We start from the raw sequence: 21,612 nt of genomic DNA, 5'->3' as shown, positions 1-21,612 counted from the left end.
AAATATTTTAAAAAAGGATGCCGATTCCCCTGTCAGCTAAAGCAGACAGTCCCCTCGGTCGTTTAACTATGGCTCTGGCGGGGAAAGTCACGACACCAAGTACCGCTGGACAGGGCGGGGGTTTGGATAGGGAAAATCATCCGTCACGCTGTGTTCACGCAAGGTTGCTAGCATGGGCACATGAAACGAAGGATCTCTCTCGCTCTTATCTCGCTCTGCTCTGTTAGCGGAGCACACGCGCAGTACATCGCTCGCAAGCTCAACCTCACAGGCTTCCCTCAGTCCGCCACTTCCGTGAGTGGTAACCGTGCTGTGGGGACATTTGGCTCTCAGGCGGGAGTTCGTAACCGGGAAGACGCCATGCTCTGGGATATTCGCCAAGGAGTCCCCAGCTTTCCCGAGCTGCCTACCAATCTCTCCTACCAGCAGATCAGCGGCGACTGGGTGCTCCAGAGCCAGTTTGACTTCAGCATTATCAATGTCTCCAGCAACCGGAGCTTCTCGGCCAAGAACTTCGTCACGGGGCAGGTTGTGAGCCTTGGGACATCCGCATCGGCCAATAACTCCCAGGGCTACACCAGTGTGGCTCCGAACCTGCGCGAGGGCTGGGCCTTCACCAACACCGATGTTCGTGCGATTGCCATTGGCCCCTACAACACCTACTCTTCGGAGGCGGTGAACCTTGCCACGGGCCAGCGCTACGGCTTTACCTGGGGACCACTGTTCTCGTCGTTTCCGCGCCAAATCCTTGATGTGAGTGGAACCAACGCCCTGGTCAACTTCACCGCCACGGGCTTTGGGTTTCTCGATCTTCCCACGGGCACTATCACCAATCTCAACACGGGACTCTCGTCGGTGAAGGGTATGAGTGGCAACTACATTGTCGGGGCACGGACTGGCACGGGAGCCGCTTCAGTCTACGAGATTGGGAGCGCCACAACCCGCGACCTTGCGGTCGTTGGAACCGGAGCCAGCGCCGTGATGGTCGGTGCCAACCAGACGGTCGGCAATGCAACGGTAAGTGGGAGCAATCGCGCTGTCTTCTGGGACAATGCCACTGGAGCCGCGACCAACCTGCACGGCTATCTTCCCACGGGCTACACCAGCAGCTCCGCCGTTGGCATCGATAAAAACTTCGCCGATGGCCCGCTTCTGATCGCGGGCTTCAACAATCTTGGCCAAGAGGATCGCTTTGCTCTTCGCCGCTTTGGCGGTGCTCTCACGGAGATCGACACCCCGGAGCTGGCGAGCTTCCCCGGCGACTACACCCAGACGGGCGGCGTGGTCTCCAATGCGGGGACGATCCAGTGGACGAACCCCTCGGGGATCTATAATTTGAATGGCGGCTATCTCTACAGCACGGGGAGCATTCTCGGGGGCATCTCCAACGGTGGCGGGGTGCTCTCGGGGGGACTAAACGGCGGCGGCAGTGGCGGGGGAATCGGGGGCTTCTCGGCGAGTGGCGGCTACGGCCAGGGCATTGGGGGAACGCTCTTGGTCAATATCAGCAGTGGCAGTAGCTTCGACACATTTAGCTTTGGCGGGAATGCCAGCTTTGGTGGTGCGCTGGAGATCGCACTGACAGGCGGCTTCACACCGGGAATCGGGCAGAGCTTCGCGTTCTTTGCCGCGCCCAATATCGTCGGTAGTTGGGCACAGATTGTCTCGCCTGGCTACCTCTGGGACGTTACTTACACCCCAAACAGTGCTACTGCCATCTTCCGTGGAACTCTCTCCAGTGGCAGCGCCGCTCCCGAGCCGTCATCACTGGCCTTGGCTTTACTGGCTCCACTCGCTCTTCTGGCACGCCGCCGGTACAATCAGGGCTAGAGATGCTCTGGAAAATCCGTTTGTTGGGGGGGCTGGCGCTGGAGCGCGATGGTTTCCCACCCGTTACCAACTTTCGGAGCCGCAAGACGGCGGGGCTGCTGGCCTACTTCGCGCTCTTTCCTGGCCAGCACTCCCGTGAGCGGCTGATTGATCTGTTCTGGCCCGATGACCCCTTGCCGCAGGGTCAGCAGAGTCTTCGGGCCGCGCTGACCTCACTGCGTCGTCAGGTTGAGCCGCCGGAGTTTCGCTCCGGGAGTATCTTGCTGGCGACTCGTACTCACGCGGGTCTGCACCCCTCTGCGTTCGTCACGGATGTCGTGGAGCTGGAGGCGGCGCTGAAGTCGGGCAATGCCGTGCAAGCAAGAGCGCTTGCCGTGGGGCCACTCCTCCCTGGTTTCTACGATGACTGGGCGATCACGGCGGCGGAGGCGATTGCGGCGCGCTTGGAGAAGATCGGAATCATCGAGCCGGGAGCAGTCCCGAAATACAGTGCACTCCCACTGACCCACAAGCGCCTAGGTGTGCCACCGTCGCTGGATCACTTCTTTGGGCGCGAGAGTGAGAAGGCTCAGATCATAGAGCTCCTCTTGGCCGGCACACCCGTCACCCTGATGGGCATGGGAGGGAGCGGGAAGACCCGCCTTGCGGCTGAGCTTGCGCTAGCCTGGGAGGGAGCGAGTGTCTTTGTGGCGCTGGCTGATGTGCAGGATGCCAGTGAGGTTGTGGGGCGGCTGGCACGCCTGCTTAGTGTCCCGCCCGAGGGCGTGACCGAGGCACTCGCAGCGCAAACCACTCCTCTGCTCGTTCTGGATAACACCGAGCACCTGACCGGCGCGACCCTTAAGAGCCTTTTACTCTCGCTTCGCACACAGCTCCCGACACTGCGCCTGCTGATTACCTCCCGTCAGCGCCTTGGTTTTCCGGGGGAGCGCCTGCTGCCGCTTGCCGCGCTCCCGCTTCCCCACTCCAATGCCGCGCTGACGAGCCTAGCGAGCCTGCCGAGTGTCGCGCTCTTTGTGGATCGGGCGCAGGCGTGCCGGGGGGACTTCCAGCTCACGCTCCGCAACGCCGCCGCCCTTGCGGAGCTGGTGCAGACTCTGGAAGGAGTGCCCCTTGCCATCGAGCTGGCGGCGTCCTGGACGGGCGTCCTGACTCCCACCCAGATGACCGAGCGTGTCCGGCAGTCTCGCCTGGCACTCCCTGCACGGCGGGGCAGAGCAGGACGGCATCAGTCGCTCTGGGCCGTTGCTCACAGTAGCTACCAGCTTCTCTCGCCCGCGCTCCAGCGCCTCTTTCGGCTTTTCTCGGTCTTTCGTGGTGGTGCGACCCTTGCCGCGATTGCAGCAGTGGCGGAAGAGAGGAGTGTCGAGGAGTCTGTGGTTCGCCTAGCCGAGCGCTCCCTGGTTCGTCAGACCATCGGCAACGAGCTGCCGCGCTTTGCGCTCCCCGAAGCGCTCCGAGAGTTCGCCGCCGAGCGCCTGAGTGAGGCAGGCGAAGAGGACGAGATCCGCTACTGGCACAGCTACTTCTTCACCCGCCGTGCCGAGCGTCTGGAAGGCCAGCTCGCTACCGAGCAGCAGGCAGAGGCGCTCGCCCACGCCGATGCGGAGTTCGATAACTTCGCGACAGCTCTGGCAACTACGCAGACAAGCGGGCATGCCGAACACGCGCTGCGGCTCAGCAGTGCGCTCTGGCGGTTCTGGGAGTCGCGAGGGTGCTTGCGTGAGGCGGAGGCTGCGCTCACGAACGCGCTGAACCATCCCGATGCGAATGAGCCTGCGAATCGGGACAGCCGGGCACGTGCGCTGGGCGGCCTGGGAATTGTCTTGCTCCGAAAGCGTGACTACGTCGGGGCGAGGGAGAAGCAAGAAACGGCACTGGCGATCCGGCGGGAGCTGGGCGAGCCCGATGGGATTGCGATTGCACTCTACAATGTCGGGATTGTCGCCTCGGCTTCGGGGGACCTTGCAACGGCGGGTGAGCGGCTCGACGAAGCCATTGCTCTTTTGCGCCCGATAAACGACACGCACCGGCTCTCGACCATGCTGATGGCACGGGGAAACTTAGAGGTGCGCCGCAAGCAGCCGCTTCTGGGGCTGCCGTACCTGGAAGAAGCACGAAATGTCCAGACCGCTGTCGGCAATACGATGGGGCTGATCTACACCCTCATGGCCCTCGCGGCCCTGCGCTATGAGCTTGGTGAGCTGGAAACGGAGCTTCGGCTCTATGAAGAAGTGCTTCCCCTCTGCGTTGCGATCAATGATGTGGTTAATAGTGCGACGGCGATTCTCAACATGACCGATACGTTGATGGAGCAAAATGCCGACCCGGAGCGGATTGTCTTTCTAGCGGCGCTGGGGGAGAGCACGCGCCGCAAGCACGGCATTCCACTTCTCCCTGCCGACAACGAGCGCCGCATAAAGCTCGCCCCATTGTTGGCGCAGCCCCACTACGCCGCGCTCTGGGCACAAGGCGAGGCGACCGATTGGCAGGAGTGGGACTCCCCAGAAACCGCGTCTCCCCTTTTAGGACTCGCCGCCAAGTCGTATTTTTCAGGTTAGAATAGCTCTATGCAAACACCGCTGGAACTGGCTTGGAGAGAGTGGGAAGCCTTTTGCCATCAAGTTCAGGAATCCGTTGCTACAGGGATACCTCCACAATTGCCCGAATACCCGGGCCTGCGAACTGCACTGACTTCTCTGAGCCCAGAGGCACTGGAATCTTTTTTAGATGATCCGCGTCTGGAGGAGAGGCATCCCGCGCCCGAGAAGGGGGATACGCCCCTACGTTTTGCTATGCTCCTCTGTTTTCTGCCGCAACACGCTGCACTTCTTCTGGCTGAGCGCTACGACGATCCCTGTCGTGCGAAAAGCAATCTCCCGCCTCGCCCTCGTCTTGTTCTCTTTCTCACCTTCCGCTGGAAAGCCTTTCTGCTGGAAAACCTCCACCGCGAGATGTCCGTTCTTTCACTTCAGGCCGCTCGTTTCCATATCAACCATTTTGTGGAGCGCTTTGGTGGCGACTCTGCAAAGGCACTTCTCAAAACCAACGATTCCCCCACGCTCACCCGTGAGCTGGTAAAAGCACAAAAACACTTTCCCAATCGCACCAAGTTATGAGCCCGTCCACAGAAAACTAGCCTTGGGTGCAACTTCTGATTTCGCTGTGCATCTACGTTTTCGTGGGGGGAACGATTTATGCCCTTCTGGCCGTATAATAGAGACAGGAAAAAATATGAAAGCCAATATAACCCGTAGTATCTTGATCGGTGCGCTCCTGACCATTGCGCTCTCGTTCGTGCCGTACGCTCAGTTTCTCACCTACCCGGTGCGGCTCTTTGTGACGTTTATCCACGAAGGCGGCCACGCGCTGGCAGCACTACTAACGGGCGGACTGCCCGTAGCGCTGGGCGTCTCTCCCGACGCTTCGGGTGTGACGTTGACCCACGGCGGCATCGGAGCAGTGGTCAATGCGGCAGGCTACTTAGGTGCGACGCTCTACGGGGCGCTGATTCTCGCGGCTCTGCGCCGTGGCATGGCTCCTAAGAAGCTTCTTACGGTGATGGCGGCCTCGGTTGCGCTCACGCTTCCGCTGGCGTTCTTTGGCTTAGTGGCTGCCCCCGGAGCGTTCTTTGCGCTGGTCACCGGCATCCCGATTGCAGGGCTTCTCTTCCTCGCGGCGAGCAAGCTGGGGCGGCCCAACCAGGAGCTTCTCGTGGGCTTCCTCGGGGTGCAGTGTGTTCTGAATGCCTTCTTTGACCTACGGACTCTGTTTCTGCTCTCCGCCCAGACCAATGCCCACACCGACGCGCAGAATATGCAGCAGGCAACCCTGATCCCCGCTATTGTCTGGGCATCGCTCTGGATGCTCTCCGCAGTGGCAATTCTCCTCGGGTTGGTAGTTCGTCCGATGCTCAGCGACCTGAAATCCACGCGTTAAGTGACTGATTGGAATTGGCGGTCACTTCGGAATCGGGGCTCCCAGACGCCAGAGAGCAGCGAGAGCGGGATCGGTGCGTTGCCGCTTGACGGAGAGCGTGTAGGCGGCAATCGCTTCGGTCTTCTTGCCTAGCTCTTCCAGGAGTTTGCCGAGCATCAAGGGCGCTTCGGAGTCGTTATTATCCAGTTCCGTGGCTTTCTGCCAGGCTGTCAGTGCCTCGGGAAGGGCCTTGGTTTTCTCTAGGGCTGCTGCTCGACATTTCCAGGCCCGGTGGCTTTTGGGGTAGGTTTCCACGACTTTCTGGGTGAAGGCCAGGTATTTTTCTGGCGCCTTTTGGGCTTGGAACCACGCCTCAAGTGCATTCACGAGATAAGCATTCGGGTGGTTAGGTTCGCTGAGTGCGATTTTCTCGAAAAAGGGCGCAATGGCCTCCGTGCGCTTCTGAGTTGTTCGTAGGCGAATGAGCAAGGCACGGGCCTCGTCGGAGCCCGTGCGCAGTGTCACGAGATCTTCTGTTTCCTGAGCTGCCTGGTCTAGTTTGCCGATGCGCTCGTGCATTCCAATCAAGGCGAGTCGGTAGGTGAGATCCGTTGCGGGAGCTCTTTGAATCAGCCCGAGGTACTGCTGCTCCGCCTCGGCGGGGCGACCTGCACGCTCCAGTGCCTCCGCAAGGCGACGCCTTAAGATATCGTTGTTGGGTTCCTCCGCGATCAGGTTGCGGAGCTCGCCGGACTCCTCCCCGAAGCGCCCCCTACGCCGGTAAAACTCCGCAATCGCCTGGCGGTAGAGGTTTCTACTGGGATCATTTTGACGCAATGTGAGGCCCCGGAGCACTGTCACCGCATCGCTGTCTCGGCCCAGGTCGGCGTACAGAAGGCCAAGGTCGTAGCGTGCTTGATTGTTCTTGGGATCGGCTTTGAGCCAGCGCTCGCGCACCGCTAGCACATCACTTTTCTTTTCCGGGGCTTCAAACAGCGCGATCAGCCCTGCGAATGCCTGACTATTCTCCGGTTTTTTTGTCAGAGCAGCCTCGAAGTGTGCCTGTGCCTTTTCGTATTTCTTGGTCTTCGTACCAAGGCTCCCGAGACGAACCAGCGCCTCGGTGTCCGCAGGATCCCGGCTCAGGACTTCATCGAGTGTTTTCTCTGCTTCGTCGAGCTGGTTGAGAGTTTCCAGGAGGGTGGCGACATCTTTGAGTGATTTTGTCTGCTTGGGGTTTCGGCGTGCAATCGTGCGCAGCTCCAGAACCGCCTCGGCCGGTTTCCCTGCCGCTTGGAGAGTTGCCGCTAGTTTCTGGCGTAGCGCATCGTCCTCAGGTGTCTCGTTAACAAGCTCGCGTAGCTTGGGAATCGCTTCAGTCCAGGCACTTTGAACGAGGAGGGCTTCCACTAGGCCGCGCCGTGTCCGCGCATTTTTGGGAGTGAGCTTGAGCGCTCCCTGGAATACGCGCGCGGCCCGCTCTCCTATCTCCCGGCTATTTCCCTGCGAGAGCATCATGAACCCCATTGTGGTGACATACTCCGCATTCTTGGGTTCACGTCCCACGGCGGCCTCGGCTTCTTTCATGCCAAGCGCCACTCGGTCTTCGGGCGTGCGGCGGATATCCTGGAGGTAGGCCAGTGCGAGGCTGTGACGCACCATTGCCGCATCGGGAAACTTCTCGCGGAGCTTTTCCAGAAGCAGCAGGGCACTCGGAAAGTCGCCCGCTTGTTCCGCTGAAACGGCGGCATTGAAACCGGCACGGAGATTCTTGGGGCTGAGGGTAAAGGCCTTTCGGTAGGCATCGCGCGCCTCCGCGAGGAGCTTTGTGTCTTTCTTCTGAGCCCCTAGCCGTCCGGCCAGGTCGCCGCGCATCAAGAAGGCGTTGGGCTCCTTGGGAAAGCGCTGGGTCATGGTACGCAAGGTCACGAGCGCCTCACGGGGCTGCTTCGCATCCAGCTGCGTTGTCGCCAGGGATCCCAAGATGGCTGGGTCTTTGGGTTGAAGGGCGCTCCAAACTTGGAGCAGAGGAATTGCTTCGGTGAAGCGTTTTTGGGAGAGGTAGGCTCCTGCGAGCGTCCGTAGCGTGTCAGTATTCTTGGGATTGAGCGCTAGAGCACCCTTCGCTGTCACGATGGCTTCATTGGTCCGCCCCGCTCCCCACTCTAGCGACGCAAGCTGTGCCTGGAAGCTGGCTTCCTTGGGAGCCAGACGAATGGCTTTTTGAAGAGCCGCAATGGCATCATCGTAGCGTTTCTGACGCCCGAGAAGAAGCCCTAGATTGACCCAGCCGAGGGCAGCCTTTGGGTCTGCCTCCAGCATTTGCCGGTAGAGTTTTTCCGCTTGTGTCAGCTTTCCCGCCTGGGTCGCCTGGAGAGCCTGGTTGAAAAGCACAGCGGCCTTTTGGAGCGGGGGCGGGGACGGTGGTGGGGTTGTCGTTGTTTTGGCGAACTGCATGCTTCTTATTATCTGGGACTGCGCGCTAGCGAGTGAGGTTCCGTGGCGTGAAGGCAGCGGGCAGGAGCGCCCCGACCGTTGTCTGAAAAATGACGTATCCCGTTTCATTGACACAGACCACGGGGCAGTCTGGCTCGGCGAACTCGGCGAGGACTTGGCGGCATGCCCCGCACGGCGAACCACCGTCGCGCGTGGCCACCACAACCGCCGTGATCGTGCGCGCACCCGCTGCCACTGCCGAGAAGATGGCGGTGCGTTCGGCGCAGTTGCAGAGCCCATAGCTGGCGTTCTCGACGTTGCAGCCTGAAAACACACCTATGTCTGTGGAAACCGCTGCCCCGACACCGTAGTTGGAGTAGGGGGCATAGGCATTTTCCCGGGCATGAAGGGCAAGAGAGATTAGCGCCGTGGTCATCACTCTTATTCTACCGCCCTTCCAAAGTGCGATACACTGCTGGCTTGGTATGGCGACACTTTTATCTGCACAGGCAATCGAGGCTCGGAGCGCGGGCCGGACGCTCTTTACAGGGCTCACATTTGGGATCGAGGACGGCGAGCGACTGGGGCTGATCGGCCCCAATGGCACGGGGAAGTCCACTCTGCTCAAGGCACTCGCGGGAATAGGGCAACTGAGCGGCGGGACACTCTCGATGCGACGTGGGCTGCAAATCGGCTATGTCGCACAGGACGAGGCCTTCGAAGGGGAGCAAACAGTTGAACAGGCACTGTTCTCCGCACTGGCGGGCATGCACCTGGATGAGACCGAGAAGGCGATCAGCGTCGAGATTGCGCTCGCACAGGGGGGCTTTCCAGATCGGAGCCAGCAAGCGGCGCAGCTCTCCGGCGGCTGGAAAAAGCGCTTGGCGATTGTTCAGCAGCTTCTGCGTGAGCCCGACGTGCTCTTTCTCGATGAGCCGACCAACCACCTGGACCTTCAAGGTGTCGAGTGGCTCGAAGGCATTTTGGAGAATCCGGCCTTCGCTTTTGTGGTCATTACCCACGATAGGTACTTTCTGGAAAACACCACGACGCGCTTGATGGATCTTAATTCTGCCTACGCGGAGGGGTTTCTCTCGGTGAAAGGCGGTTACTCTGATTTTTTAGAGGCGAAGGCGGCCTACCTCATCGCGCTCGGACGACGGCAGGACTCGCTGGAGTCTACGGCCAAGGTGGAGCTCGCGTGGCTTCGCCGGGGGGCACGCGCCCGCTCCACCAAGGCCAAGGGGCGCATTGAGGACGCGGGTGAGCTCTTTGTCGAGCTGGACTCGGTCAAGCGGCGCAACGTGGAAAAACTCGCGATGGAGAGTGGCTTCAGCGCCTCGGGCAGACAGACCAAAGAGCTACTGGTTGCCAAGAATCTCTCCAAGACACTCGGGGGCCGTGCGCTTTTCGCGGGCCTGGATCTCGTGCTCTCGCCAGGGCTGAAGCTCGGGCTTGTGGGGGTGAACGGGAGTGGTAAGACGACACTTCTGCGGCTGTTGATGGGCACGCTGGAAGCGGATACCGGGACAGTCAAGCGCGCCAATGGCCTACGCACTGTCTTTTTCTCCCAGAACCGCGATGGACTGGATAGAAACCTCACACTGCGCGAGTCGCTCTCGCCCGCCTCGGATGTGATCAGCTACCGTGAGAGCACGATCCATGTCACGGGCTGGGCCAAGAAGTTTGGCTTCCGCGAAGACCAGCTTGGCTCAAGAGTCTCGACACTCTCCGGTGGCGAGCAGGCGCGTCTGGCGATTGCCAAGCTCATGCTCCAGCCCGCCGATCTGCTCATCCTCGACGAGCCCACCAACGACTTGGATCTCGCGTCGCTAGGCTCGCTCGAAGAGGGTATGGAGAGCTTCCCGGGGGCTTTGATTCTGGTCAGCCACGATAGATTTGTGCTGGATAAAGTCTGCAACCAGGTGCTCGTGCTCGGTGAGGGTGCCCCAAATTTCTTCGCCGACTACACCCAGTACACCGAGAGCCGCCGTGCAGAAATTGCCGCCGCTGCTGCTCCGAAAACGCCAAAAGCCGCCAAGTCCGTGCCCGTTGTGACGGCTCCGCGTATCGCTCTCACCACCAACGAGCGCCGGGAGCTCTCCAAGATGGAAGAGACGATCCACACGGCTGAGCAGAAAGTGGCGGATATTGAGGCCCGCATGCACGACCCCGCCACCGCCACCAATGCCGCCGCGCTTCAGAAACTCTGGAACGAGGAGCTGCCCCAGGCCAAAACGACCGTCGAGCGCCTCTACGCCCGCTGGGAAGCGCTAGAGAGCCGCAAATAGATCCACCCCCCCTAACCCCCGCCCGGCGGGGGGAATGTAAGGATTCCCATTCCTCTTTGTCGCCCCGCCGGGCGGGGGTTAGGGGGTCGCCGCAAATAGGTCCACCACGGTGCCGTCGGGGTCGCGGAGCTGGGCGTAGCGCTGGTCCCAGAAGGCATCCCACGGGTCTTTGTGGCTCTCGTACCCCGCTGCGATGGCCTGGGCGTGGAGGGCATTTACCTCGGCAGGGGAAGTGCACTCGAAACCCAGCCCGACCCGGGTGCCGATAGGCCGTGTCCAGTCGGGATCGAAGGACTTGATCAGCTCCTCCGTGTCCCACATGAGCTGCATGCCACCGGGCAGGGTAATTCCCACATGATCCTCGCCCTCAGCAGGCTCGGGGATCTCAAGCCCCAGTAGGCGGTAGAAAGCCAGCGCTTTCTTCATATCCGAAACCACGATTCCAATTGCGCTGGGTGTTGCCATGATAAACACTTGTTCGCTAAGTGATCGGTGGTTTCCTTCTTGGAATTGTACTGAGTTGAATTAATTTTTGTGGTTGTATTTCGACTTTGCCGCAGCCTTTGCAGCCGGGACAGTTTCCGCCAGTGCCGGATTTTAGGCGTGTCCAGCCTCGGCGAGCGAGATAGAGGGTGGCGCTGAGAACGAGTAGATGGACGAAAACTTCCTGCATCTTTAGTACCCCATAGCCTTTCCGATGAGATGGACAATAAACGTGACAAACCACGCTAAGAACGTCATGTAGGCGAGCTGAAACAGCGGCCACTTCCAGGAGTTGGTCTCGCGCTTCACCACGGCAAGTGTGCTAATACACTGCATCGCCAGTACGTAGAACACCATCAGGCAGATTGCCACGAGCGGCGTGTAGGCAGGCGACCCATCAGGGCGCTTCTCCGCGCTCAACCGATCCTTCAGGGTCTTTGCCTGCTCCTCTTCATCGTCGCTCTCGGCCTGGTAGAGGATCGCCATGGTCGAGACAAAGACCTCCCGGGCCGCAAACGACGCCACCACGCCCACTCCCATCTTCCAGTCAAAGCCCAGCGGTGCGATGAGGGGCTCGATGACATGGCCGAGTTTTCCCGCGTACGAGCTCGCCAGCGCCACGGATTTTGGGGTCTCCGGCGCGGCCTTGGGGTAGCTTGCCAGAAACCAGAGGAGTGTGGAGAGCGCTAAAATCACCGTTCCGGCGCGCTGCACGAACTGCAAGGCCGTCTCACCCAAACGAAACCCGAGCGTGCGCCAGATGGGCTTGCGGTAGGGCGGCAGCTCCAGCAAGAAGGCGGGAGCCTCGCCCCGCAGCAAAGTTTTATGGAAGAGTGCCGCCATGAGAAACGTGGCTAGCGTTCCGAGGGCGTACATCGAGAAAAGTGTCGCGCCTTGGAGCGTGAGCAGTGCGAACGAGCGCGTGCCAAGGTGAAAGCCGACGAGTGTGGTTTTCGGGATAAACGCCGCGATGAGTAAAGAATAAACGGGCAGTCGGGCCGAGCAGCTCATCAGTGGCGCGACGAGAATTGTCAGAAGGCGGGCTTTGTGCGACTCAATCGTGCGGGTGGCGAGAATGCCGGGAATAGCGCAGGCGTAGCTGGAGAGCAGTGGGATAAAGGACTTGCCGTGCAGCCCGACGCGGCTCATGAGGCGGTCCATCAGAAACGCGGCGCGGGCGAGGTAGCCGGTGTCTTCCAGGATCATGATGAACAAAAAGAGCAGGAGAATCTGTGGCAAAAAAGTGATCGTGGTGCCGACCCCGCTGAGCATGCCCTCGGTGATAAGATCGCGCAACGAGCCTGCGGGCATCACTGCCTGAATCCCACGTGCGAGGGCCGCAATTGCGGCTTCCAGCCAGCCCTTGGGAATCTCCGCCCAGGTAAACATTGCCTGGAAGAGAATCGCGAGAATGCCCAGAAAGATCGCGTAGCCCCAGAACTTATGCAGAAAGAGACGGTCCAGACGCTCTGTTTTTGTGGTGGGAGGTGTTTCCGCGCGGCGCACGGCGTGCTCCACGATCCGATTGATCTCCCCATAGCGGGCCTCGGCTATCGCTGTTGTGGTGTCGTGGCCCTCGCGGGTGAGGCGCTCGTGATCGCCGTGCAGGTGCGCGAGGATCTCGGGGCTCCAGCGCGTGGTCTTGGGAGCGACGGGTGTGCCCAGCAGTAAGACCGCCTCGGAAAACGCAGTCTCGGGAGCGAGCTGGTGCTGCTGGACCAGAAGCCCGGCGAGCTCTTTCGCTTCTTCCTCAACACTGGTGGGGAGCTGCCAGCGGCGCACAGGCGGAGCAGGGGGAGGCGATGCGAGGACGGCACGCAGCTCTCCTAGCCCGGCACGGCTGGCGGCATGGAGAGGGATGACCGGAAGACCCAGCTCACGGGAAAGCGCATCGGCATCAACGGCAACACCGCGCCGGGCTGCTGTATCGCCCATAGTGAGAGCAACAACCAGCGGCAGGCCCAGATCGGCAAGCTGGCTGGTGAGGTAGAGATTACGCTCTAAGTTCGAGGCATCTACTACATTGACAATGACTTCTGGCTGGGCAGTGTCCGTTCGGTACCCCAGAAGAATATCACGGGCGATCTGCTCATCGGGCGACTGTGGTGTCAGGGAGTAGAGCCCGGGGAGATCAATTAATGTGACCGAAGCACCATCGAGCAAGGTCAGTGTGCCCTCTTTGCGCTCGACAGTGATGCCGGGATAGTTGCCGACTTTCTGATGGAGACCCGTCAGCGCGTTAAAGAGGGTGGTCTTGCCGCTGTTAGGATTGCCCACCAGCGCGACAGTCTTGCTCACGTGTGGTGCGTATCAGGTTCCACGCCGACGCGGATACCTTCGGCTTCTTCACGACGCAGAGAAAGCCGATACGAGCGTAGCTCGATCTCGATGGGGCCACCGAAGGCAGCCTTTCGTGCGACTTTCACTTCTGCACCGCTGGTGAAGCCTAGCTCCATGAGGCGGCAGCGGTTCGCGCCGCTGACACTCAGGACGCGACCACTGCGCCCTTGTTGCAGGCAGCAGAGGCTGCACACTTCTTCGGTTGCCGGACAGGCTGTTTCTATCATTTTCTCTTTTTGCATGCGCCAAACGCCTCAGAGACCAGTACAATGTATCAGATGGTTGCGGGAGGAGCAATGCCTCCGACTAAAAAAGTCGCCGATATTTTTTGTCGGGGAAGTGCGACTTTTTTAAGATTAAGTGCAACCTGTGTGCCACTCACGTGTCCGAAGGAATCAGCCACCTCGGGTAGGGAGGGGAGATGGATACGATTCAGGTGTTAAGAAGCACGAAAGCACAGGCACTGGCTCCTACCGTTACGGCGGGAGCGGGTGGGACACTACTACGGGCACCCGATCCGGATGCCGCCTTGGTTCGCCGGGTCGTTGCCGGTGAGCTGGCAGCATTCGAGCAGCTCTTTCGTAAGTACCAGACCCCGATCTTTAACATGATCACACGCATGGTACGCGGTGAGGAGGCCTACGATATTACGCAGGAAGTCTTTCTGCGGGCCTTCAAGTCCGTTAAGAGCTTTCGGGGGGATGCCAAGTTCTCCACCTGGCTCTACACGATTGCCCGGCACACGTGTCTGAACCATCTGCGCCATAAAAATGTCCTGTCTGAAGGTTCGTTGGAAGAAGCACAAGATGATCACCCGGGCAACGAGCCGGTGGATGAGACCATGAATGTCGCTCGCATTACCGAGGTGCGTGAGCTACAGCGTGTGGTGGACGAGGTCTTAGCAACACTTCCCGCGGAACCGAGAATGCTTTTAATACTGAGAGATTTTGAACAGCTTAGTTACGATGAAATTTCGCAGGTGACGCAACTTTCGATAGTGAATGTGAAGTCTAAGATTCACCGGGCACGTCAAGTTTTCAAAAAACGCTTTCAGCCACACCTCGCACTGCTCGACGGGGGGATCGGACGATGAACGACAGGGATATTATGAACAGTAAGCAACTGGATAACGAAACGCTCGCCGACTTTCAGGAACTGTCTGAGGTTCTTCAGCTACTGCATCGGCTCCCCCAGCGTGAGCCGGTACTAGATGTCTGGCCTGAGCTGGAACCCAAGCTGGTGCAGTTTCAGCTCGAAGAGCGTATGGGGATATTTGCGAGGTGGCGCTTTCGTTGCGCCCGGTTTCTCTCGAACTTCGCCTTCGGAGCGATCCTCTTCACGCAAGCCGTGGCTCTAAACACCGAGACCAAGATGCGTCGGTATGTCATGCCGGAAGCCGTTTCCTCGGGGGGGGAGGGCTAGGTGGGAGTTCTGCCATGGTGGTCGCAAGCGGAGACATTTATCGCGCAGCCTTGGGTGACGATATTGCTGCTCGTGGCGGCCTGCCTGCTGCTTTTTCATGAGATGCTCACACCTCTCACTTGGGGGCTGACGGGTAACCTGAGCGTGGTCTGCTTCGCGCTGGTTCTGCTCGCCCATGCCGTCAGTGGGGTGGGGGTTGCGGTGTTGATCGGCGGCGTCGCGCTGCTGCTCATCGAGACCCATTTGTTGCCGGGCCGTGGGATCGCCGCCTTTGTGGGCTTCGGATTTGTCTTCGGGGGGATCTATCTGTCGTTGAGCGATGGGCCAAAGCACGCCAGCAACGGCTTCTCACTCGCTGCCGCCGCCACGGTGACAGTCTTCTCGATTGTTACTTTTCTTGCCTATCTGCCCAAATCTCCCGTGTGGAAGCAGCTTGGCCGCGAGCTCTATGCCCAGTCCGCTGGTGCGGAGTTCGTTCCCGATCTGACGCAAGACTGGATCGGCAAGCGCGGCCAGGTTGCCACACCGCTCCGGCCCGTGGGCGTTGTTGTCATTGAAGGCCGCCAGCTCACTGTGGTGACCGAGGGCGATTTTCTGGAGCCCGGTGTCGAAGTTAAGATCACCGAGATTATCGGCGATAGGATCGTCGTTGATCCCATCGCCGCTCTTGTAGGGGCGTAGCCTAGAACCAGGCTTTCATTTCTTCGAGCAGACTATAGGATGTCATATCCAAATGAAGCGGCGTCACGGCGATGTAGCCCTCAGCCGTTACCGCACTGTCGGTGCCTTCGGGGGCGGGCTCGTCGCTGGGCAGACCACCCAGCCAGTAGTATGCGCCGCCGCGTGGGTCGAGGCGCTTCTCCATCCGATCTTTGTAGCGCCGCTCGCTCTTGCTGGCGATTTTCACGCCCTTAATCTGGTCTTCTGGCAAGTCCGGCACATTGACATTGAGCAGGGAGTTGCGCGGCAGGCCATGGGCGACCACTTTAGGCACTAAGTCACGCGCAATAAAGCGTGCTGCCGTGTCGTAGTGCAGATCGGGGCCAAAGCTTGTGGTGGAGACGGCGATGGCGGGAAAGCCCAGAATCACGGCCTCCATTGCGGCGGCGACGGTGCCGGAGTAGATGACGTCCCAGCCGAGATTCGGCCCGTGGTTGATGCCGGAGATCACCAGATCCACACCGCTCTCCGCGCAGATCGCATCCAGCCCCAGCAGCGCACAGTCCGCAGGCGTCCCAGAGACTGCCCAACCGATACTGCCATCGGGTAGGCGCGTCTCAACAGCTCTAAGGGGCTTGTGGAGCGTGATCGCATGACTGGCCGCGGAGCGCGGACGGTCCGGTGCACAGACCGTCACTTGATAGCCTTCCGCATCCAGCGCTTTCTTGAGCGAGAGAATGCCAGGGGCAAAAATACCATCATCGTTGGAAAGAAGAATACGCAGAGCCATAACGAGCAAGTATACCCGAACCTCAGAGCCGGGTATTATAAGCGCATGATGGATAAAATTGAGAAAACAGAAGACGAGTGGCGGGCACAACTAACACCGGAGCAGTACAAAGTGCTTCGGCAAGCGGGGACGGAGCGAGCATTTACGGGCGAGTTCTGGAATCACAAAGGCGAGGGGGTCTATGCCTGCGCGGCGTGCGGTGCACCTCTTTTTGACTCCACCACTAAGTTTGAGAGCGGCTGCGGGTGGCCGTCGTTCTTTGACTCCCTGGAGCAGGATCGCATTATCCGGCACGAGGACAACACCCTCGGAATGCGGCGGGTAGAAGTACTCTGTGCGGGTTGCCACTCGCATCTGGGGCATGTCTTTCCCGATGCGCCCCAGACTCCAACGGGCGAGCGGTACTGCATTAATTCGGTCTGTCTGAACTTCGCACCGAAAAAATGACCCCGGAGGAAACAAGCGCACTGGTTGCGGTACTGGATCGTGCTTTTGATACCGACCCCATCCTCGGCTCTCTCCTGAGCGAGGAAAAGCGCCGTGCTCGTGCCGCGATGGCGCTACACCGTGCGGCCATCAACTATACGTTGCGCTTCGGTGCCCATGATATTGCTGCGGAGGGTGCAGGAGTTGCGCTCTGGCTGCCGCCGGGCACGGAGTACTTGACCTTCCCACGCATGCTCCAGACGGGGTTTGCTCAGCTCGCTCTGGAGCTCGGTTGGGCGCTGCCCGGGCTGCTAAAAATAGACCGCGTCCTCACACAGATGCACACAACGCACGCGCCAGAGAAGCATTGGTATCTCTTCTTTCTTGCCGTGGAGCCCGCCGCGCACGGAAAGGGAATTGGAAGTGCGCTTCTCGAGCAGGGCGTTATGCGCGCGGAGGCCAAAGGGCTCCCAGTCTATTTGGAAACCCAGACTGAGCAAAATGTTCGTTTTTATACGCGTCGGGGCTTTGTTGTCAAAGAGGAGAAGACAATTGCGCCAGGGCTGACGAACTGGGCTCTCAGGCGGGGGTAAAGTCCAGCTTCCGCAAAATCAGTGATGCGAGTTTGCCATTGCGTTTGAGGTCGCCGCTGGGAAGAACCAACATTAAGCGTCTCATTGAGGCTATAATAGCACCATGAAGTTGTCACTGCTTGCCGCCGCCATTCCTGCGCTGGGCCTGATGGGCTTTGCGCTCGCTCAGTCTAATCCTGAAATCACGAAGCTCACGCCCGCACAATCAGCGCACTTTGAGGCTAAAGTGCGGCCTTTGCTCCTTGCAAAGTGTGGCATCTGCCATAGTGGGAAATCGCCGCAGGCTGGGCTAGACTTGAGCAAGCCGATCTCCGTGGCGAAGGCACAAGACGCACTGCGCCGGATGCGTGGCGAGGGCGCAAAGCCCGTGATGCCGCCGAGTGGCAAGCTGTCTGATACCGAGATTGGCAATATCGCGCAGTGGGTCAAAGACGGTGCGGGCTGGCCTGTGACCTCTCCCGTGGGGCAGGGAGAAAGGGCAGGAATTGGTAAACACTGGTCGTTTATCGTGCCCACACGCCCCCTGGAGCCGCCAGTGGGGAAAAGTGGCATTGATGCGTTTGTGCTGGGTGCGCTCTACAAAAAGGGAATCACGCCCGGGCCACAAGCCGACAAACGTACTCTTTTGCGCCGTGTGAGCTTCGATCTGATCGGCCTTCCTCCCACGCCTGGTGAGATGGCGAGCTTTCTGGCGGACACAGCGCCTGATGCCTACGCCAAGCAAGTAGATCGGCTTCTCGCTTCAAAATTCTTTGGAGAGCGCTGGGGACGGCACTGGCTAGATGTAGCACGCTACGCCGACTCCAACGGCCTCGACGAGAACACCGCGCATGCCAACGCCTGGCGCTATCGCGACTGGGTGATCGGGGCGTTGAACCGGGATCTTCCCTACAACCAGTTTATACAGCAGCAAATTGCCGGGGATCTCTTGCGCACGGGCAATGAGGATGAAGACGCGAGCCGGCTGACAGCGACGGGCTACCTGGTGCTCGGCCCCAAAGTGCTGGCGGAGCCTGATAAAGAGAAAATGGTGATGGATATTGTGGACGAGCAGATCGAGGTGGTGACCAAGTCCGTTATTGGGCTGACGGTTGCGTGCGCCCGCTGCCACGATCATAAATTCGATCCTATCGCCACCAAAGACTACTACGCCCTAGCGGGGATTTTCAAGTCCACCCGCACGATGGAGACCCTGAACACGGTCGCGAAGTGGTACGAGCGCCCTCTTTCCAACCCGAATATGAAGGTGGAGCAAGCGGCGTATGACAGGGTATCAGGCCCGGCGAAGCAGGCAGTGGACGAGGCGAAAATACAGCTCGACAAGGCACTCAATGGCACCGGTAAGGCACTTCTCGCGGACGCGTCGGCGTTTGTGCGCGGGGAGCATCTGGGCAAAGAGAACTACGGCCCCAAGAGTATCAACAGCGATGGCTCCCCGAGCGTGGCGGAGTGGGACTTTACGGTGCCGACAGCGGGACGCTATAAGATCTACCTGCGTTACGCCGCCGAGGAATCACGGCCCGTGGTGCTGAGTGTTGCTGGTAAAAACGTCGGTAAAAAGATCGCTGCGAGCGTGACCGGAGGCTGGCAAGAGGAAGACCAGCGCTGGGAGTCGGCGGGCGTGGCGCCGCTGGAGCCTGGGCGGTGCACCGTTCGTATAGAACGCAACGGAGCCATCCCGCACTTCTCGCGCATTGCACTCATTCCTGCCAATGGTTCGGGGGCCGACCCGGATCTCTCCGGTGCGGAAAAATCGCTCAAGACGGCGCAAGAGGCGCTTAAGGTACTGGAAGCGAAAAAGCCTGCGGGGTCCAGTGTGATGTGCGTGAGCGAGGCAACCAAGATCGAGGATGTCAAAGTGCATATCCGAGGCGATACCCAGACTCTGGGCGATGTGGTCGAGCGCGGGTTTCCGTCGGTTCTCTGTGGTGGCACGCGCCAGCCGCTGGAGCAGCCCAAAGCGAGCGGTCGAAAAGAGCTGGCTTTCTGGCTGACGCGGCCTGAGCATCCTCTGACAGCGCGAGTGGCCGTGAACCGGGTTTGGCAGAAGCTCTTTGGGGACGGACTGGTCGGAACTGCGGACAACTGGGGCCTACGCGGCGACAAGCCCAGCAACCCTGAGCTGCTCGACTATCTCGCGGTCTCGTTTGTGGAGGACGATCACTGGAGCATGAAGCAGCTCATCCGGCGCATCGTGCTCACCGACACGTACCAGCGCACGAGCCGCTACTCCGATCCCGTGGGGAAGAAAAAGGATATCGAGAACAAGCTTCTCTGGCGACAGAATCGGCGACGGTTAGACGCCGAGCCGCTACGCGATAGCCTGCTCTTTGTTGCGGGGACGCTGGATACCACTATGGGCGGCACACTGCTCACCAGTAAGAACTACGACTATGTCACCAACGACCAGTCGGCCAATAAAGCCCAGTACGATGCCCCGCGCCGTGCGATCTACCTCCCCGTAATCCGTAACGCCGTCTATGATTTCTTTGGTACTTTCGACTTTGGCGATCCGAGCATGGTCAATGCCAAGCGCTTCACGACCACCGTCTCGCCGCAGGCACTCTACCTACTTAACAGTCCACTGGTGATGGCGCAGGCACAAGCCTTCGAAAAATCCTTGACCAGTGATAGTGACGACGCTAAGATCCGCGCGGCCTACCAGCGGGCTTTCCAGCGCCTGCCGCTTCCCGGTGAGATCAGTACGGCCAAGCGCTTCCTGTCCCGCGCCGCACAAGTGGTGCCTGTCGAGCGCGCCTGGGCCGCCTGGTGCCAGACTCTGCTTGCCGCCAACGAGTTTTTGTACGTAGAGTAAAAAAAGTCAACCGCATGAGTGATATTCGTGACGAAGAAGTCCCCGATCCGGGGTGTCTGCCGGCGTGGAAAGTGGACGAGCTCCCGGAGCCACAGCCTTTTACGTTTAAGAATCTGCTGAAGCTTGTTGGCCCAGGTCTGGTGCTGGCGGGCGGCGCGATTGGTACAGGCGAGCTCATCATGGGACCGCAGGTGGCGGCGCGCTACCAGGGGGCACTCCTCTGGGTGGCGCTGCTTTCCATTCTCGCGCAGGTCATGCTCAACACCGAGGTGATGCGCTACACGCTCTGTACAGGCGAGCCGATCATGACGGGCTTTCTGCGCTGCAAACCCGGCCCCAAGTTCTGGATCGGGTTCTATATTTTATTGGAATTTGCTGGCTGGTTTCCCACGCTCGCTGGGCTCTCCGCCCAAGTGCTGGTTGTCGCCTGGCTGCGCCTCGGCCCCAATGACCCAATTCCCGTTGATACGGTGCGTCTTGTGAGCTACATTGTCTTTCTCTCCTGTGCGGCGCTCTCGCTCTTTGGCAAGAAGATCTTCGATACTGTGCAAGTGGTGGTTACTGGGAAGCTGATCTTTCTGTTGGTGTGCATGACAGCCTGCTCGATCTTTTTTGTCTCGGGCGACACCTGGCTGCGGGTAGTTGGGGGCATGGTGGACTTCACCCGAATCCCCCGGGATGTCAGCGGCCAGCCCGATATTGACTGGAGCATTGTGGCCGGTCTCGCGGGCTTTGCAGGGGTGGGGGGGCTGGGCAACCTCATGGTGAGTAACTTTGTCCGGGAGAAAGGCTGGGGGATGGGCAGTAAAGTGGGAGTGATTGCCTCCGCGACCGGCGACCACGACCTCACACTGCAACATATCGGCGTGATCTGTCGGCCTGGCCCGGAGACAACACGGCGCTTCGCGGGCTGGTTTAAGTACTTGCTCATTGACCAGTGGCTGCTCTGGGCAACGGGTGCGATTATCGGGGTGCTTCTGCCGTGCCTACTCGGTGCCCAGTATCTGAAGATCGGTAATGTAGACGGTAGCGACCAGTGGCGGTGGGCAGCAGCGCTGGCACAAGACATCGGAGCGGTGCGCGGGCCGCTCGTGGGGACGGTGATTCTGCTCTGTGCTCTCGTCATTCTGATCCCCGGCCAGTTCTACGTGATTGATGCCACGGCGCGCAAGTGGACCGATGTGATCTGGTCTGGCACGGACTGGGCACGCAAGCTAGACACGCACAAGGCCAACCGGGTCTACTACTCGATTGCAGCGGCCTATGTGACTTACGGCTTGATTGCCTTCGCGATCCCGGGACTCTCCGCGAGCAAGATGATGGTAATCGGAGGGAGCTTGGCAAACCTCTCGATTGCGATCACGATGATCCATGCACTCATTGTCAATCGGCGCTTCCTGCCGCGCTCACTGCACCCCACGCCGCTCAAGCAAGCCCTGCTGATTCTCTCCATCACGTTCTTTCTGGTGATGTTTGGCTTAGTGGTGAATCAGAAGATACTGCCGCTCTTACGCTAATCTTGTCCCGTAACTTTTTTTGCCAATGGAACCAAAATTGCTATGGAGGGAGTTATGAAAACCCAAAACTCTCTCCCCGAAAAATCAGATG

General features: G+C 59.7%; 18 protein-coding genes. 12 read left to right on the top strand and 6 right to left on the bottom strand.

Annotated features, from left to right (window positions below):
• The first annotated feature begins 180 nt into the window (after nt 1-180).
• From ACH2ED_RS00735 to ACH2ED_RS00720, 4 genes are all read left to right on the top strand, one after another.
• Nucleotides 181-1,830: a hypothetical protein gene (locus ACH2ED_RS00735; protein WP_395088241.1), complete on the top strand. Its 1,650-nt coding sequence runs from the start codon at nt 181-183 to the stop codon at nt 1,828-1,830.
• A gap of 2 nt (nt 1,831-1,832) precedes the next feature.
• Nucleotides 1,833-4,391: an ATP-binding protein gene (locus ACH2ED_RS00730; protein ID WP_395088239.1), complete on the top strand. Its 2,559-nt coding sequence runs from the start codon at nt 1,833-1,835 to the stop codon at nt 4,389-4,391.
• A gap of 99 nt (nt 4,392-4,490) precedes the next feature.
• Nucleotides 4,491-4,949, top strand: a complete 459-nt coding sequence (locus tag ACH2ED_RS00725; protein WP_395088237.1) for a hypothetical protein — start codon at nt 4,491-4,493, stop codon at nt 4,947-4,949.
• 115 nt (nt 4,950-5,064) lie between these two features.
• A complete protein-coding gene (locus tag ACH2ED_RS00720; protein ID WP_395088235.1) occupies nt 5,065-5,769 on the top strand; it encodes a M50 family metallopeptidase in 705 nt (234 codons plus the stop codon).
• Nucleotides 5,770-5,790: 21 nt separating this feature from the next.
• Here the strand turns inward: ACH2ED_RS00720 and ACH2ED_RS00715 are convergent, their stop codons facing one another.
• Nucleotides 5,791-8,205, bottom strand: coding sequence for a tetratricopeptide repeat protein (locus ACH2ED_RS00715; RefSeq protein WP_395088233.1), 2,415 nt, complete (start codon nt 8,203-8,205; stop codon nt 5,791-5,793).
• Nucleotides 8,206-8,230: 25 nt separating this feature from the next.
• Nucleotides 8,231-8,620: a cytidine deaminase gene (gene cdd, locus ACH2ED_RS00710; protein WP_395088231.1), complete on the bottom strand. Its 390-nt coding sequence runs from the start codon at nt 8,618-8,620 to the stop codon at nt 8,231-8,233.
• Between the two features lie 49 nt (nt 8,621-8,669).
• Between cdd and ACH2ED_RS00705 the strand changes: the two genes are divergently transcribed.
• Nucleotides 8,670-10,475: an ABC-F family ATP-binding cassette domain-containing protein gene (locus tag ACH2ED_RS00705; protein WP_395088229.1), complete on the top strand. Its 1,806-nt coding sequence runs from the start codon at nt 8,670-8,672 to the stop codon at nt 10,473-10,475.
• Between the two features lie 78 nt (nt 10,476-10,553).
• Here the strand turns inward: ACH2ED_RS00705 and ACH2ED_RS00700 are convergent, their stop codons facing one another.
• The 3 genes from ACH2ED_RS00700 to ACH2ED_RS00690 all read right to left on the bottom strand — a co-directional run bounded on the left by ACH2ED_RS00700 (nt 10,554) and on the right by ACH2ED_RS00690 (nt 13,525).
• Entirely contained in the window at nt 10,554-10,940 is a 387-nt protein-coding gene (locus ACH2ED_RS00700; protein WP_395088227.1) for a VOC family protein, read from the bottom strand.
• Between the two features lie 210 nt (nt 10,941-11,150).
• Nucleotides 11,151-13,256, bottom strand: coding sequence for a ferrous iron transport protein B (gene feoB, locus ACH2ED_RS00695; RefSeq protein WP_395088225.1), 2,106 nt, complete (start codon nt 13,254-13,256; stop codon nt 11,151-11,153).
• Nucleotides 13,253-13,525: a ferrous iron transport protein A gene (locus tag ACH2ED_RS00690; RefSeq protein ID WP_395088223.1), complete on the bottom strand. Its 273-nt coding sequence runs from the start codon at nt 13,523-13,525 to the stop codon at nt 13,253-13,255. Before ACH2ED_RS00690 ends, feoB begins: the two co-directional genes overlap by 4 nt.
• A gap of 194 nt (nt 13,526-13,719) precedes the next feature.
• On the opposite strand from ACH2ED_RS00690, the gene ACH2ED_RS00685 reads away from it, so the two are divergent.
• From ACH2ED_RS00685 to ACH2ED_RS00675, 3 genes are read left to right on the top strand one after another with little or no spacing between them, the layout of a single operon-like run.
• Complete coding sequence (locus ACH2ED_RS00685; protein ID WP_395088222.1) at nt 13,720-14,391, top strand: RNA polymerase sigma factor; 672 nt, start codon at nt 13,720-13,722, stop codon at nt 14,389-14,391.
• 14 nt (nt 14,392-14,405) lie between these two features.
• Nucleotides 14,406-14,720 (top strand): hypothetical protein, encoded by a 315-nt coding sequence (locus ACH2ED_RS00680; RefSeq protein ID WP_395088220.1) that lies wholly within the window; start codon nt 14,406-14,408, stop codon nt 14,718-14,720.
• Complete coding sequence (locus ACH2ED_RS00675) at nt 14,721-15,401, top strand: NfeD family protein (protein WP_395088218.1); 681 nt, start codon at nt 14,721-14,723, stop codon at nt 15,399-15,401.
• Nucleotide 15,402: 1 nt separating this feature from the next.
• Here ACH2ED_RS00675 and surE read toward each other — a convergent pair whose 3' ends face one another.
• Entirely contained in the window at nt 15,403-16,170 is a 768-nt protein-coding gene (gene surE / locus ACH2ED_RS00670; protein WP_395088216.1) for a 5'/3'-nucleotidase SurE, read from the bottom strand.
• A gap of 45 nt (nt 16,171-16,215) precedes the next feature.
• Between surE and msrB the strand changes: the two genes are divergently transcribed.
• From msrB to ACH2ED_RS00650, 4 genes are all read left to right on the top strand, one after another.
• Entirely contained in the window at nt 16,216-16,617 is a 402-nt protein-coding gene (msrB, locus tag ACH2ED_RS00665; RefSeq protein WP_395088214.1) for a peptide-methionine (R)-S-oxide reductase MsrB, read from the top strand.
• Nucleotides 16,614-17,189 carry a GNAT family N-acetyltransferase gene (locus tag ACH2ED_RS00660; RefSeq protein WP_395088212.1) on the top strand — a complete coding sequence of 192 codons (576 nt, stop codon included), beginning with the start codon at nt 16,614-16,616 and terminating at the stop codon, nt 17,187-17,189. Before msrB ends, ACH2ED_RS00660 begins: the two co-directional genes overlap by 4 nt.
• Nucleotides 17,190-17,292: 103 nt before the next feature.
• The gene (locus tag ACH2ED_RS00655; RefSeq protein ID WP_395088210.1) at nt 17,293-20,004 is read left to right on the top strand and encodes a DUF1553 domain-containing protein; all 2,712 of its coding nucleotides are present in this window, start codon (nt 17,293-17,295) and stop codon (nt 20,002-20,004) included.
• A 14-nt stretch (nt 20,005-20,018) separates the two neighbouring features.
• Nucleotides 20,019-21,521: an Nramp family divalent metal transporter gene (locus ACH2ED_RS00650; protein WP_395088208.1), complete on the top strand. Its 1,503-nt coding sequence runs from the start codon at nt 20,019-20,021 to the stop codon at nt 21,519-21,521.
• Nucleotides 21,522-21,612: the final 91 nt, after the last annotated feature.

Origin of the sequence: Armatimonas sp., from assembly GCF_043757465.1 — a bacterium.
GTDB lineage: Bacteria > Armatimonadota > Armatimonadia > Armatimonadales > Armatimonadaceae > Armatimonas.
The sequence above is the reverse complement of the archived record's forward strand: the minus strand, read 5'-3'. Positions and strand labels throughout refer to the sequence as shown.

Excerpts from the sequence above, each read along its gene's own strand:
- ACH2ED_RS00735 (WP_395088241.1), top strand. The coding sequence starts at position 181 with ATGAAACGAAGGATCTCTCTCGCTCTTATCTCGCTCTGCTCTGTTAGC.
- ACH2ED_RS00730 (WP_395088239.1), top strand. The coding sequence starts at position 1,833 with ATGCTCTGGAAAATCCGTTTGTTGGGGGGGCTGGCGCTGGAGCGCGAT.
- ACH2ED_RS00720 (WP_395088235.1), top strand. The coding sequence starts at position 5,065 with ATGAAAGCCAATATAACCCGTAGTATCTTGATCGGTGCGCTCCTGACC.
- ACH2ED_RS00715 (WP_395088233.1), bottom strand. The coding sequence starts at position 8,205 with ATGCAGTTCGCCAAAACAACGACAACCCCACCACCGTCCCCGCCCCCG.
- cdd (WP_395088231.1), bottom strand. The coding sequence starts at position 8,620 with ATGACCACGGCGCTAATCTCTCTTGCCCTTCATGCCCGGGAAAATGCC.
- ACH2ED_RS00705 (WP_395088229.1), top strand. The coding sequence starts at position 8,670 with ATGGCGACACTTTTATCTGCACAGGCAATCGAGGCTCGGAGCGCGGGC.
- ACH2ED_RS00700 (WP_395088227.1), bottom strand. The coding sequence starts at position 10,940 with ATGGCAACACCCAGCGCAATTGGAATCGTGGTTTCGGATATGAAGAAA.
- ACH2ED_RS00690 (WP_395088223.1), bottom strand. The coding sequence starts at position 13,525 with ATGATAGAAACAGCCTGTCCGGCAACCGAAGAAGTGTGCAGCCTCTGC.
- ACH2ED_RS00685 (WP_395088222.1), top strand. The coding sequence starts at position 13,720 with ATGGATACGATTCAGGTGTTAAGAAGCACGAAAGCACAGGCACTGGCT.
- ACH2ED_RS00680 (WP_395088220.1), top strand. The coding sequence starts at position 14,406 with ATGAACAGTAAGCAACTGGATAACGAAACGCTCGCCGACTTTCAGGAA.
- surE (WP_395088216.1), bottom strand. The coding sequence starts at position 16,170 with ATGGCTCTGCGTATTCTTCTTTCCAACGATGATGGTATTTTTGCCCCT.
- msrB (WP_395088214.1), top strand. The coding sequence starts at position 16,216 with ATGATGGATAAAATTGAGAAAACAGAAGACGAGTGGCGGGCACAACTA.
- ACH2ED_RS00660 (WP_395088212.1), top strand. The coding sequence starts at position 16,614 with ATGACCCCGGAGGAAACAAGCGCACTGGTTGCGGTACTGGATCGTGCT.
- ACH2ED_RS00655 (WP_395088210.1), top strand. The coding sequence starts at position 17,293 with ATGAAGTTGTCACTGCTTGCCGCCGCCATTCCTGCGCTGGGCCTGATG.
- ACH2ED_RS00650 (WP_395088208.1), top strand. The coding sequence starts at position 20,019 with ATGAGTGATATTCGTGACGAAGAAGTCCCCGATCCGGGGTGTCTGCCG.